The organism is Paracoccus versutus, assembly GCF_000763885.1.
In the GTDB taxonomy this organism is placed as follows: domain Bacteria; phylum Pseudomonadota; class Alphaproteobacteria; order Rhodobacterales; family Rhodobacteraceae; genus Paracoccus; species Paracoccus versutus.
Window position 1 is genome coordinate 47,999 of the sequence record NZ_JRKO01000009.1, and the last position, 13,339, is coordinate 61,337.

12 protein-coding genes are annotated in these 13,339 nt (G+C 70.1%); 4 read left to right on the forward strand and 8 right to left on the reverse strand.

What is annotated here, in order from left to right:
* The first annotated feature begins 48 nt into the window (after window positions 1–48).
* Window positions 49–927, forward strand: coding sequence for an alpha/beta hydrolase (locus IT40_RS05335; RefSeq protein ID WP_036751525.1), 879 nt, complete (start codon window positions 49–51; stop codon window positions 925–927).
* Between the two features lie 72 nt (window positions 928–999).
* On the opposite strand, the gene IT40_RS05340 is transcribed toward IT40_RS05335, so the two are convergent.
* The 3 genes from IT40_RS05340 to IT40_RS05350 all read right to left on the reverse strand — a co-directional run bounded on the left by IT40_RS05340 (window position 1,000) and on the right by IT40_RS05350 (window position 6,353).
* Window positions 1,000–3,702, reverse strand: a complete 2,703-nt coding sequence (locus IT40_RS05340; protein ID WP_036751528.1) for a DNA translocase FtsK — start codon at window positions 3,700–3,702, stop codon at window positions 1,000–1,002.
* A 3-nt stretch (window positions 3,703–3,705) separates the two neighbouring features.
* Complete coding sequence (locus IT40_RS05345; protein WP_036751530.1) at window positions 3,706–4,899, reverse strand: aminotransferase class I/II-fold pyridoxal phosphate-dependent enzyme; 1,194 nt, start codon at window positions 4,897–4,899, stop codon at window positions 3,706–3,708.
* Window positions 4,900–5,027: 128 nt separating this feature from the next.
* Complete coding sequence (locus IT40_RS05350; protein WP_036751532.1) at window positions 5,028–6,353, reverse strand: amidase; 1,326 nt, start codon at window positions 6,351–6,353, stop codon at window positions 5,028–5,030.
* Between the two features lie 132 nt (window positions 6,354–6,485).
* On the opposite strand from IT40_RS05350, the gene IT40_RS05355 reads away from it, so the two are divergent.
* Window positions 6,486–7,709: a UbiH/UbiF/VisC/COQ6 family ubiquinone biosynthesis hydroxylase gene (locus IT40_RS05355; RefSeq protein WP_036751534.1), complete on the forward strand. Its 1,224-nt coding sequence runs from the start codon at window positions 6,486–6,488 to the stop codon at window positions 7,707–7,709.
* An 89-nt stretch (window positions 7,710–7,798) separates the two neighbouring features.
* Window positions 7,799–8,395: a LolA family protein gene (locus IT40_RS05360; protein ID WP_036751537.1), complete on the forward strand. Its 597-nt coding sequence runs from the start codon at window positions 7,799–7,801 to the stop codon at window positions 8,393–8,395.
* Window positions 8,396–8,409: 14 nt separating this feature from the next.
* Here IT40_RS05360 and IT40_RS05365 read toward each other — a convergent pair whose 3' ends face one another.
* The 5 genes from IT40_RS05365 to IT40_RS05385 form a co-directional block, all read right to left on the reverse strand.
* Window positions 8,410–8,988: a transglycosylase SLT domain-containing protein gene (locus tag IT40_RS05365; protein ID WP_036751539.1), complete on the reverse strand. Its 579-nt coding sequence runs from the start codon at window positions 8,986–8,988 to the stop codon at window positions 8,410–8,412.
* Window positions 8,989–9,062: 74 nt separating this feature from the next.
* Window positions 9,063–10,118 (reverse strand): molybdenum ABC transporter ATP-binding protein, encoded by a 1,056-nt coding sequence (gene modC / locus IT40_RS05370; protein WP_036751641.1) that lies wholly within the window; start codon window positions 10,116–10,118, stop codon window positions 9,063–9,065.
* A complete protein-coding gene (gene modB / locus IT40_RS05375; protein WP_036751541.1) occupies window positions 10,118–10,834 on the reverse strand; it encodes a molybdate ABC transporter permease subunit in 717 nt (238 codons plus the stop codon). The genes modC and modB overlap by 1 nt, the downstream gene beginning before the upstream one ends.
* Window positions 10,831–11,571, reverse strand: a complete 741-nt coding sequence (gene modA, locus IT40_RS05380) for a molybdate ABC transporter substrate-binding protein (RefSeq protein WP_036751542.1) — start codon at window positions 11,569–11,571, stop codon at window positions 10,831–10,833. The genes modB and modA overlap by 4 nt, the downstream gene beginning before the upstream one ends.
* 66 nt (window positions 11,572–11,637) lie before the next feature.
* Window positions 11,638–11,994: a winged helix-turn-helix domain-containing protein gene (locus tag IT40_RS05385; protein WP_036751642.1), complete on the reverse strand. Its 357-nt coding sequence runs from the start codon at window positions 11,992–11,994 to the stop codon at window positions 11,638–11,640.
* A gap of 106 nt (window positions 11,995–12,100) precedes the next feature.
* On the opposite strand from IT40_RS05385, the gene IT40_RS05390 reads away from it, so the two are divergent.
* Window positions 12,101–13,282: an acetyl-CoA C-acyltransferase family protein gene (locus tag IT40_RS05390; RefSeq protein ID WP_036751544.1), complete on the forward strand. Its 1,182-nt coding sequence runs from the start codon at window positions 12,101–12,103 to the stop codon at window positions 13,280–13,282.
* Window positions 13,283–13,339: the final 57 nt, after the last annotated feature.

Consider the following 13,339-nt stretch of genomic DNA (forward strand, 5'->3'; position numbering starts at 1 on the left):
CAAGGGCAAGCCGCTTCCCGCCAGCCCCCCGACCGACCGGAGGCGACGATGCAGATCCCCCTTACCCGGCGCAGCATCCTTGCGGCATCGCTGGTCGCAATGGCCGGCAGCATGGCGTGGGCGCAGGAACGCCGGCAGCGCGGCCTGGAACCGGCCGAGAAGATCGCCGATCCGCGCGCCAGCCATTTCGACCTTGGCCCGGCCGAAACGCCCTGGCGCATCTTCCTGGGCCTGCCCTCGGTCGCGGCGCCGCCGGGCGGCTATTCCGCCATCCTGGCGCTGGACGGCAATGCGACCTTCCCGATCCTGTGGCATCTGCGCGAGGAACTGGCGCCCGAGGCGCCGGTGGCGCTGGTCGGCATCGGCTATCCGGTCGAGACCCGCTTCGACCCCACCCGCCGCTGGTTCGACCTGACCTCGCCCGGCAAGCAGGCGGTCCCGGCGAGGCAGGGGCAGCGCGGTCCCGGCGACCGCCCGACCGGCGGGCAGGACGCCCTGCTCGAGATGATCGCGGCGCAGCTTCTGCCCGAACTCGGCCGGCGCCTGCCGCTGGATACGGGCAACCTGACGCTGTTCGGCCATTCGCTGGGCGGGCTCTTCGTGCTGAACGCGCTGTTCACCCGGCCGCGCCTGTTCGCCCGCTATGCCGCCGCCGACCCCTCGACCTGGTGGAACGCCGGCGAGCCGCTGCGCGAGGCCCGCGCCTTTCGCGGCGGCATCCTGGCGGCGGGCGGGCGGCTGGACCCGGCAGTGCCGCTGCTGGTCGCCAATTCCGGGACCGGGGTGCCGCCGATCCTGGCCCCGCTGTCGGGCCTTCCAGGGCTCGACCTGGTCCACCGCCCGCATCCCGATGAAAACCACGGCTCGGTCATCCGCCCCGCCGCACGCGACGCGCTGGCGCTGCACCTGGGCCGGCTGGCGGGCTAGGCCGGCGCATGAAAAAGGCCGGGCGCGACGGCCCGGCCCCGATCCCGATCCCGATCCCGATGCGCGGCCCGGCTATACCTCGGGCACCAGAACCTCGCGCTTGCCGACATGGTTCGCCGGGGTAACGACGCCCTGTTCCTCCATCTGCTCGACCAGCCGCGCGGCCTTGTTGTAGCCGATGGCCAGCTTGCGCTGGATGTAGGAGGTCGAGCATTTGCGGTCCTTGGCCACGATGGCGACGGCCATGTCGTAAAGCTCGGCATCGCCGCCCTCGCCCGAGGACAGGCCCAGCACCTGGTCGATGCTGTCGGCGCGCTCCTCGTCTGGGCCCTCGACCACGCCGGACATGTAGCTGGGCGGGCCAAAGGATTTCAGGTGGTTCACCACCTCCTCGACCTCCTCGTCGGAAACGAAGGGCCCGTGGACGCGGGTGATGCGCGAGCCGCCGGCCATGTAGAGCATGTCGCCCTGGCCCAGCAATTGCTCGGCGCCCTGCTCGCCCAGGATGGTGCGGCTGTCGATCTTGGACGTGACCTGGAAGCTGATCCGGGTCGGGAAGTTCGCCTTGATCGTGCCGGTGATGACATCGACCGAGGGGCGCTGCGTCGCCATGATCAGGTGGATGCCGGACGCCCGCGCCATCTGCGCCAGGCGCTGGATGCAGGCCTCGATCTCTTTCCCGGCCACCATCATCAGGTCGGCCATCTCGTCGACGATGACGACGATATAGGGGAAGGTCTCGGGCTGGAATTCCTCGGTCTCGAAGACCGGCTCGCCGGTATCCTCGTCGAAGCCGGTCTGGACGGTGCGCTTGAACATCTCGCCCTTGTCCAGCGCCTCGCGGACGCGGCCGTTATAGCCCTCGATGTTGCGCACGCCCATCTTGGACATGCGGCGATAGCGTTCCTCCATCTCGCCCACGACCCATTTCAGCGCCACGACCGCCTTCTTGGGGTCGGTGACGACCGGGGACAGCAGGTGCGGGATGCCGTCATAGACCGACAGTTCCAGCATCTTGGGGTCGATCATGATGAGCCGGCATTCCTCGGGCGTGAGCTTGTAGAGCAGCGACAGGATCATGGTGTTGATCGCCACCGACTTGCCCGAGCCGGTGGTCCCGGCGATCAGCAGGTGCGGCATCTTGGCCAGGTTGGCCACCACCGGCCCGCCGCCGATGTCCTTGCCCAGCGCCAGGGGCAGCGGCTGGGTGCCGTCGCCATAGGCCTTGGAGGCCAGGATCTCGCGCAGCACCACCTTTTCGCGCCGGGCATTGGGCAGCTCGATGCCGATGACCGAGCGACCGGGCACGGTCGAGACCCGCGCCGACAGCGCCGACATCGACCGCGCGATGTCGTCGGCCAGCCCGATCACCCGGCTGGCCTTCAGCCCCGGCGCGGGCTCCAGCTCGTAAAGCGTGACCACCGGGCCGGGGCGGACCTCGGTGATCTGGCCCTTGACGCCGTAATCGTCCAGCACCGCCTCCAGCATGCGGGCGTTCTCCATCAGCGCCTCTTGCGACAGCTGGTGGCGCTCGACGGTGGTCGGCGCGGTCAGAAGCGACAGCGGCGGATGCTCGTAATGGCTGGCGGCATCGTCGAAGCGCAGCGCCGGCTGCGCCTCGGATTGCGCCTGGCGCGAGGGGGCGGGCTTCTTGGGCGGCACCACCACGCGCGGCGTCTCGGCGCCGAAGGGCGCAACGGTGACGGGTTCGGCGAAATCCTCGTCATCCTCGTCCTCGCCGGCGCGCAGCGGCGGCTCGTGCCGGGCGGGCGCGGCGCGGGCGCCGGTCAGCCGCGCCGTCACCGCCGACAGCAGCCCCTTGCCTTCCGAACGGGCGCCTTCCGAACGGGCGCCTTCGGAACGGCTGCGGATCGCATCGGTGATGCGGGCGCTGACCGCGGCGTTCGAGGGCGGCTCGTCATCCTCGGCATAATGCGTCTCGGGGTCGATCAGCTCGGGCTCGGGGGCAAAGTCGCGATCATCGGCCAGGGGGGCCGGCGCGGGACGCAGGCCCGGCAGGCCGCCGCGGGGCGCTTGCGGCAGGGCGGCGGAACCGGCGTGGCCCACGCGCTCGCGCCGGGCATCGGCGCGGGTCTTGAGCCCGCGCGCCGCGCCCGAGGACAGCCGCGCCCCGCGATCCATCGCCTGCAGCGCCAGGACGCGGGCGGTGGCCAGCCCCTCGCGCAGGAAGGTGCCGATGGTCGTCAGCTCCTTGCGGTCGAAGCCCAGCACGAAGGCCAGGAAGGCGACGGTGCCGACGGCGGTCAGCAGCGCCAGCAGCTTGATCGCGACCGAAGCCTTCATCGGCATGGCCGACAGCATGCCGCCCATCAGCATGTCGCCCAGATGCCCGCCCAGGCCAAAGCTTTGCGTCCAGTCCGGCGGCGGCGCCATCGAGGTGGCATAGATCGAGACCAGCACCATGGCGATGGGCAGGAAGATGCCGCGCATCAGCCGTTCCTCGCCCCGGTGCAGCATCAGCCGCAGGCCCCAGACCACGGCGCCGACCACCAGGATCCAGGTGCCGTAGCCGGTGATCATGAACAGCGCCGAGGCGACATAGGCGCCGAAGCGGCCCAGGTAGTTCTGCGCCGGCTGGTCGGTCGCCGACATGAAGCTGGGATCGTCGGGGGAATAGCTGACCAGCATCATCGCGATCAGCACGCCCAGAATGACCAGCCCCGCGCCCAGCAGTTCCTTGCCGCGCCGCTCCAGCGCCGCCTGCGTGCTTTGGTCAAACAGCGGATCGCGGTGTTTCGCCTGCCAGCTCGCCATGCGTCAACCCCCTTGATACAAACAATTCTTCAGGCGGTTCAGCGCCGCCTCGGTCTGCTCCGCCGGCGCGACCAGCGCCACGCGGATGAAATTCCGGCCCGGATTGCCGGCCAGGCTGTCGCGGGCCAGATAGGCGCCGGGCAGCACCTGGATGCCCGCCTCGGCCCACAGCTTTTTCGCCGCATCCTCACCGTCGCCGACGCTTTCGGGCACCGGCAGCCACAGGAAAAAGCCGCCCTGCACCGGCTGATAGCCCGGCACATTGCCCAGCACCCGGTCGGCGATGCGGTATTTCTGCTGGTAAAGCGCGCGGCTGGCCTCGACATGGCCCTCCTCGCCCCAGGCCATGGCGCTGACGCGCTGCACCGGCAGGGGCAGCGGCGCGCCGGCATAGCTGCGCAGCCGCCGCATCTGCGCGATCTGCTGGGGTCCACCGGCGGCAAAGCCCGAGCGCAGTCCCGGCAGGTTCGAGCGTTTCGACAGCGAGTTGAACATCACCACCCGATCGGCCAGCCCCATGCGCGTGGCCACCGCCAGCGCGCCGGGCGGCGGCGCGTCGCGCCAGATCTCGGAATAGCACTCGTCGGCGAAAACCAGGAAATCGTGCCGGTCGGCCAGGGCGATCAGTTCCTCGAGATAATCCTCGGAGGCGATGCTGCCCTGCGGATTGGCGGGCGAGCACAGATAGGCCACGGTGGCGCGGTCCAGCACCGCGGCCGGCAGGCCGGCAAAGCGCGGCAGGTGGCCGGTTTCTGCCGTGGCGGGGACAAAGACCGGCTCGGCGCCCACGGCGGCGGCGGCCACGGCATAGACCTGGTAGAACGGGTTCGGCACTAGGATCGCCGGCCGCTGGCCGTTCTTGCGTTCGGGCGCCAGCGCCAGGGCGGCATTGAACAGCCCCTCGCGCGTGCCGTTCAACGCCATGATCCGCTCGGGCGCGACATCCAGCCCGTGCCGGCGGGCAAGCCAGCCCGAGATCGCGGCCAGCAACTCGGCCGTGCCCTCGTTCGAGGGGTATTTGCCGAAATCGGCGATGCTTTCGGCCATGACCGGGCCGACGAAATCCGGCAGCGCATGGCGCGGCTCGCCAATGGTCAGGATCAGGGGATCGCCGCCGGGGTCGATGCCCGCAAGCAGCGTCCGCAGGCGCGGAAACGCGTAATCCGGCAGGTTCGAGAACCGCTCGGGAATTGCCATGACTGCCTCTCAGTCGGGGTCGTTGCGCCCCGTTTTGCCGCAAGACTACCGGCAATCCCCCCATGCGTCCAGAGTTTCACCGCCAGATTGCGCCCGTCCGTGCCGGATTTTCCCGGAAAATCCACGCCTCAGCGCAGCGCCGCCTCGGCTGCGGCGGCCGCCACCAGCAGCGCGCGGTCCTGGCCGGCGCGGCCCATCAGCGTGATGCCGCAGGCCGGATGGCCGGTCGGCAGGCTGACCGCCGGCAGGTCCAGCAGGTTGGCGATGCGGGTGTTGCGCAGCGTCAGCAGGTTTTCGCGGGCAAAGAACTCTTCCTCGGCCAGCAGCCGGTCCACCGGCGGCGGCAGGATCGGCGCCGTGGGCAGGATCACCGCGTCGAAACCGGCGACCAGCCGCGCCCAATCGGCGCGCAGCCGGCCCAACTCCTCCCAGGCGGCGACGTAATCGGCCGCCAGCACGAACTGGCCGCCGCGAAAGCGCTCCAGGATCGGCGGGTGCATCAGCTCGGGCGCGGCCTCGATCTGCTCGCGCCAGATGCCATAGGCCTCGGGCGCGAACAGCAGCGGCGCCAGCACCATCGCCTCGGCCACGCAGGGCGGCGCGGCATGGGTAATGCGGGCGCCGGCGCGGGCCAGGCGGTTCACCGCATCCTCGAAGCCGGCGACCGGCTCATGCCGCGCCTCGTCGAAGGGCACGCCGTCCAGCACCATCAGCCGCAGCCCGCGCGGGCTGGCATCGGCCAGGTCGGGGGCGGGCTCGCCACGCAGCACGGCGAAAAGCTCGGCGCAATCCTCGACCGTGCGGGCGATGGGACCGGCCACGTCGAAGCGGCGGCACAGCGGCACGATGCCGGCGCCGCTGACTGCGCCCGTGGTCGGCTTGAAGCCCACCAGCCCATTCCAGGCCGCCGGCACCCGGATCGAGCCGCCGGTGTCCGACCCCACCGCAGCCGCCGCCAGCCCCAGCGCCACCGAAACCGCCGCGCCCGAGCTGGAGCCGCCCGGCGCCAGTTCCTGGTCGATGCTGTTGGGCGGCGTCGCCGTGCGCGGGTTCACGCCTAGGCCGGAAAAGGCCAGCTCGGTCATATGCGTCTTGCCCAGGCAGACCAGCCCGTCCAGCGTCGCCCCGGCCAGGATCGCGGCATCCTGCCGGGGCACGCGGCCCTCCAGCAGGCGCGAGCCGGCCTCGGTCGCGATGCCGGCGCTGTCGATATTGTCCTTCCAGCTGATCGCCACCCCGTCCAGCAAGCCGCGGCGCAGCCCGGCGCGGGCGCGGTCATGGGCGGCGATGGCCTCGGCCCGCGCGCGCTCGGGGGTCAGCCGGGCATAGATGCGGTCGCCATAGGGATGGCGGGCCGCGGCGTCCAGATAGGCCTCGGCCTGCTCGACCGGGCTGATGAGCCCGGCCAGGATCGCCCTTCCCTGTTCCGCCGCAGATGCCCTGAGCCAATCCATGCCCTTCCCCCGACCGATCAAATCCAGATACCAAATAATGCACAGGCTATCCCGGCGCGGGCTGGCCCGCAATGCGCTTGGCGGCCGCCATGACGCATGGACATTGCCCGGCCGACGGTCATATTGCGTCCCATGAGGACCGATTTCGACATCCTGATCGCGGGCGGCGGGCTGAACGGCCCGGCCCTTGCCCTGGCCCTGGCCGATGCCGGCCTGTCGGTGGCGGTGGCCGACGCCCGCCCCGCCGATGCCCGCGCCGGCGACGCCTTCGACGGCCGCGCCTATGCGCTGGCGCTGGCCTCGCAGCGGCTGCTGGCCGCGCTGGGGCTGTGGCCCGAGCTGGCGCCGAACGCGCAGGAAATCCGCAAGGTCGAGGCGACGCAGGGCGCGCCGGGCGAAGGCGCCGGCCCCTTCGGGCTGCATTTCGACGGCGCCGAGCTCGAGGAAGGCCGGCTGGGCTACATGCTCGAGGACCGCTTCCTTTACCGCGCGCTTCTGGCCGCGATGCAGGGGCGGGTCACGCATCTGCCCGGCCTGTCCGTCACCGGGCAAGAGGCCGAGGGCGCGGCGATCCGCGCCACCCTGTCGGACGGCCGCAGCATCAGCGCCCGGCTGCTGGTCGGCGCCGACGGGCGGCAATCGGGCGTGGCGGCGCGGGCCGGCATCCGGCGCATCGGCCATGACTATGGCCAGATCGCACTGGTCGCGGCGGTCGATCACGAATTGCCGCACGAAGGCACCGCGCATCAGTATTTCATGCCCACCGGGCCGCTGGCGATCCTGCCGCTGCCGGGCAATCGCAGCTCGATCGTCTGGTCCGAGGCCGAGGCCAGTGCCCGCGCGATCATGGAACTGCCGGATGACGAATTCCTGGCGGTGCTGCGCCCGCGCTTCGGCGATTTCCTGGGCGAGATCCGGCTGGTCGGGCCGCGCTTTTCCTATCCGCTGAACCTGACCCTGGCCGAGCGCTACGTCGCCCCGCGCGTGGCGCTGGTCGGCGATGCGGCGCATGGCGTGCATCCCATCGCCGGGCAGGGGCTGAACCTGGGCCTGCGCGATGTGGCGGTGCTGGCCGAAGTGCTGGTCGCCGCCCGCCGCCGCGGCGAGGACATCGGCGCCGATCTGGTGCTGGCGCGCTATGAGGACTGGCGCCGGCCCGATGCGACGGCGCTGGCGCTTGGCATGGACGGGGTGAACGCGCTGTTTTCCAATGCCAATCCGCTGCTGCGCACCGCGCGCGAGATCGGCATGGGCCTGGTCGATGCCATCCCGCCCCTGCGGCGCGGCTTCATGCGCCAGGCGGCGGGGCTTAGCCTCGAGCCGATGCCGCGCCTGCTGACCGGGCGGCGGCTTTAGGGAACGCTCACGCCTTCGTCAGCGTTGAGGCGCCGCGCATCCAGCGAACGTGATGTGCAAGTCATTGGAGAATCGGTATCATTCCGCTCATGAAACTGAAGTCGCTCGCCCTTGCGCCCGTCCTGTGCCTGGCCCTGGCCTTTCCCGCCCTGGCCGAGAAGATCCCGCTGAACGAGATCTCGCGCTATCTCAACAGCCTCAAGACCGCCAAGGCGGATTTCACCCAGGTGAATGCCGACGGCTCGATCTCGACCGGGGTGGTCTATATCCAGCGCCCGCAGCGGGTGCGCTTCGAATACAAGGGCGACCGCACGCTGGTCATGGCCTCGGCCGGCAACGTCGCCGTGTTCGACGGCAAGACGCGCGGTGCGCCGCAGCAATACCCGCTGTCCAAGACGCCGCTGTCGCTGATCCTGGCGCCCAACATCGACCTGAGCCGGGCGCGCATGGTCACAGGCTATGCCGAGAAGAAGAACACCACCGTCGTCACCGCGCAGGATCCGCAGCATCCCGAATACGGCAATATCCAGATGGTCTTTACCGCCAATCCGACCCAGCTGCGGCAATGGGTGGTGACCGACGACACCGGCAAGCGGACCACGGTGATCCTGGGCGACATGCAGACCGGGATGAGCTTTCCCGCCTCGACCTTCGCCATCCAGAACGAGATCGCCCGCCGGCAATAGGCGGGCGAACCCGGTCAGCGGCAGGAGGCAAGCTGGCTGCGATAGGCCTCGGACCGGGCCTGGACCTTGCCGGCCACGCCCATCAGCCAGGGCTTCGAATTGTGCGAGCCCCTGGCAAAGCCCGAGCGGCCCTCGTGATAGGCCAGGTATTGCGAGGCGGCGTCCCATTTGGAAATGCCCAGCACCCGCGCCGAATCGTTCATGTACCAGCCCATGAAATCGGTGGCGTCGCGGATATTGTCGCGCCGGGCGCGGCGGTTGCCGGTCTGCTTGCGGTAATCGTCCCAGGTGCTGTCCAGCGCCTGGCTGTAGCCATAGGCCGAGCTTTGCCGGCCGATCGGAATGATGCCCAGCGCATATTGATGCGGCGTGCGGGCATTGCCGATGAATTTCGATTCCTGGTGGATCGTCGCCATCTGCACATGCACCGGCACCCCCCAGCGCCGCTCGGTCGCCTTCATCGCACGCATGTAGGCGGGCCGTTCGGCCGCGATGGCGCAGGCGCTTTCCAGATTGCGCGGCGCCTTGTAGTTCCCGCCCCCTCCGCAAGAGGCCACCAGCCCGACGATGGCGAGCTTGAGAAACCTGTTCATACTGCCCTCATGTTTTTTGCGGGCAGGATAAGCGCAATCCGGGGCGAGGCGCAAATGACAAAGGCTCGACCGTCCTAGCTGGGCAGGACCGAAACCGATTTCACGATGGCGTGGCAGGCGGTTCCCGGCTGCAATTCCAGCGCCTTGACCGAGCGCAGCGTGACCTGCGCAAGCATCCGCTCATGCTGCGCGCCCTGCCCCAGCGCCAGTTGCACCAGCCCGCCCTCGACGCAGGTCACAGTGACCGGCAGCAGATTGAGCGCCGACAGGCCCCGCGGCGCCTCGCGCGCCAGGATCACCTCATGCGCCAGGATGCGCAGCCGCAGCGCCTGCCCCGGCGCCAGGTCCAGTCCGGGCAGCAGCATCGGCCCGCCGGCGGTGGCGACCCGGACCATGCCGTCGGGTTCGCGCGCCTCGACCGTGGCGCGGATCAGCGCCCCCGCCTCGCGCGCGCCCAGCTGCGGGGCCAGTTCGGGATCGGCCAGGATCGCGGCCAGCGGGCCGGAATGGACCACCCGCCCCTGCCGCATCAGCACCACCGTCGTCGCCAGCCGCAGCACCTCGGGCACCGAATGGCTGACATAGAGGATCGGCAGCCGGATCTCGTCCCGCAGGCGTTCCAGCCAGGGCATGATCTCGGCCTTGCGCGCCTCGTCCAGCGCCGCCAGCGGCTCGTCCATGACCAGCAGCGCCGGATCCGACAACAGCGCGCGCCCGATGGCCACGCGCTGGCGTTCGCCGCCCGACAGCGTGCCGGGGCGGCGATGCAGCAGGGGCTCCAGCGCCAGCATCCCGGTGATGCGGTCGAAGTCCCGCGCCGCCCCGCGCCGCCAGCGCGAGGGATAGCGCAGGTTCGCCGCCACCGTCATATGCGGGAACAGCCGCGCGTCCTGGAACACGCAGCCGATGCGCCGGGCCTGCGGCGAAAGGTTGGTCCTGCCGTCGAACAGCACCCGCCCGTCCAGTGCGATGCGGCCCTGGTCGGGGCGCAACAGCCCGGCGATGGCGTTGATCGCCGTGCTCTTGCCGCAGCCCGAGGGGCCGAACAGCGCCGTCACCCCGCCCGGTGCCTGGAAGGCGACATCAAGCGAAAGCCCAGGAAAATCGTGGCGAAAGGCGACCTCCAGCATCAGGCCCGCCCCTCGGCGCGCCCATTCATGCGCGCGGTCATGCGCCAGGCCAGCCATTCCGACACCAGCACCGCCCCCATGGCGATCACGACCGAGACCAGCACCAGCCGCAGCGCCGCTGCATCGCCCGAAGGCACCTGCAACAGCGCATAGATGGCCGAGGGCAGCGTCTGCGTCTGGCCGGGAATGTTCGAGACGAAGGTGATGGTGGCGCCGAACTCGCCCATCGCCTTGGCAAAGCCCAGCGTCGCCCCGGCCAGGATCGCGGGCAGGATCAGCGGCAGCGTCACGGTCACGAAGATCCAGGCCCGCGGCGCGCCCAGCGTGGCGGCCGCCTGTTCAAGCTTTGGGTCCACCGCCTCGAATCCCAGGCGGATGGCGCGCACCATCAGTGGAAAGCTCATGATGCCGCAGGCCAGCGCCGCGCCGGTCCAGCGAAAGGCAAAGACGATGCCCAGCGGTTTCAGCAGGCTGCCCACCGGCCCCTGCGTGCCGAACGTGACCAGCAACAGGTAGCCGGTGACGACCGGCGGCAGGATCAGCGGCAGGTGGACGATGCCGCTCAGCAGCCCATGCCCCGGAAAGCGCCGCCGGGCCAGCAGCCAGGCGACGGCGACGGCCGGCGGCAGGCCGGCCAGCGTGGCGACGGCGGCGACCCGCAGGGACAGCCGCACGGCCTGCCACTCCTGGGGGCCAAGCCAATCGGTCGGGATCATTGCGTGACGGTAAAGCCTTGCGATTCAAAGACCGACCTTGCCGGTTCCTGCGACAGGCTGTCAAGAAAGGCCGCCGCCTGCGGCGTATCGGCCCCCGTCGTCACCGCGGCGGGATAGGTGATCTTTTCATGGCTGTCGACCGGGAAGGTCGCGACCACGCCCACGCCCGGCTCGGCCACGGCATCGCTGCCATAGACGATGCCCAGCGGCGCCTCGCCGGTGGCGACCAGCTTCAGCGCGGCGCGGACGTTGTCGGCCTGGGCCACCTGGCCCTCGACCTGATCCCACAGGCCCAGCGAGGTCAGCGCCTCCTTGCCGTATTGCCCCGCGGGGACGGAATCGACCATCGCCATGGCCAGCTTGCCGTCGCCCAGCAGGCCGGGCAGTTCGGTCACGGGCGCCTCGGCCGGCTTGCCGGTGCCGACCAGCACCAGCGTATTGCCCAGCAGGTCGCGGCGCGTCGCCGGGTCGATGTCGCCCGACTCCTGCACCGCATCCATCCACGAACTCGAGGCCGAGATGAACAGGTCCGCCGGCGCGCCCTCCTGGATCTGCTTGGCAAGCTGCGAACTGCCGGCATAGGAGATCACCACCGTATCGCCATGGCTTTCCTGCCAGGTGGCGGCGATCTCGTCCAGCGCGTCCTTGAGGCTGGCGGCGGCGAAGATGGTGATCTCGTCGGCCTGGGCGGCAGGCGCAAGCGCGATCAGGGCGGCGGCAAGGAAAGACAGGCGCATCGGGCGGGTCCATTCGTTGTGTCTGGATGGACATAACCAGCCATTGCCCGTGCTGGCAACCGTTATTTACGCCGAAGCAGATCGCTGCCCCGCACGCAGCCGCCCCAGCTCTGCGGCGCCCTGGTCACGCAGCAGCACCTCCAGCGCGCGGTAGTCGGCCAGCACCTGCCGGCCGCGCTCGGTCAGCTGGGCGCCGCCGCCATGGGCGCCGCCGCGGCTGCTGTCGACCAGGGGTGCGGCAAAATGCGCATTCATCTCTTCGACCAGCGACCAGGCGCGGCGATAGCTCATCCCCATGCGCCGCCCGGCGGCCGAGATCGAGCCCTCGTCGTCGATGGCCTGCAGCAGGTCGGCCTTGCCGCGGCCAAAGGTCAGGCCGGATTCGAAATGCAGGCGCAGGCTGATGCGGGGATCCTGGGTCATGGCCATATTCTGCCGTCTTTCCGCAAGGTCGCAAGGGGGCGGGTCTTTTCGATGTGCTATCGCGGCTCTAGCAGTAACATCATGCCAACGGCAATCGGGGGGAATCATGTCCGACAATGAAATCGTCATCCTGTCCGGGGCGCGCACCGCCATCGGCACCTTCGGCGGCAGCCTGGCCGGCGTGCCGCCGATCCAGCTGGCCGCGACCGCGACCCGCGCCGCGATCGAGCGCGCCGGCATCGGCCCCGAGCGCATCGGCACCGTGGTCTTCGGCCATGTGCTGAACACCGAGCCGCGCGACATGTACCTGTCGCGCGTGGCGATGCTGGAAGCCGGGGTGCCCGACACCACGCCGGCGATGAACGTGAACCGGCTCTGCGGCTCGGGGGCGCAGGCCATCGTCTCGGCCACGCAGGCGCTGATGCTGGGCGACGCCGATTTCGCCGTGGCGGGCGGCGCGGAATCGATGAGCCGCGCGCCCTATGCCGTGCCCGCCGCGCGCTTCGGCGCCAAGATGGGCGACGTGCAGATGCTGGACATGATGGTCGGCGCGCTGACCTGCCCGATGGGCACCGGTCATATGGGGGTGACGGCGGAAAACGTCGCGCGCGAACATGACATTTCGCGCCAGGCGCAGGACGAATTCGCGCTGGAAAGCCAGAAACGCGCAGCCGCCGCCATCGCCGAGGGCCGCTTCAGGGAGCAGATCGTCCCCATCGAGATCAAGACCCGCAAGGGCGTGGTCACCTTCGACACCGACGAGCATCCGAAGGCGACCGACCTGGAGAAACTGGCCGGGCTGAAGGCGGTGTTCCAGAAGGACGGCACGGTGACGGCCGGCAATGCCTCGGGCATCAACGACGGCGCGGGGGCGCTGGTGCTGGCGCGGGCCGAAGCGGCGCAAGCGGCGGGCGCCAAGCCGCTGTTCCGCATCCTCGGCCATGCCGTGGCCGGCGTGCGCCCCGAGGTCATGGGCATCGGCCCGGTCCCGGCCGTCGAGGCGCTGCTGAAGCGCACCGGCCTGAAGGCCGGTGATTTCGACGTGATCGAATCGAACGAGGCCTTTGCCGCCCAGGCACTGGCGGTGAACAAGGGCCTCGGCCTCGACCCCGCCAGGGTGAACCCGAACGGCGGCGCCATCGCCTTGGGCCACCCGGTCGGCGCGACCGGCGCCATCATCACCGTGAAGGCGATGTATGAACTGATGCGCACCGGCGGCAGCAAGGGGCTGATCACCATGTGCATCGGCGGCGGCCAGGGCATCGCGCTGGCCATCGAACGCCTCTGAGCCTGCGTTGACGACCCGGCCCTCAGCTGGGCCGGGTCTTCGGCTGCACTGTCGCAT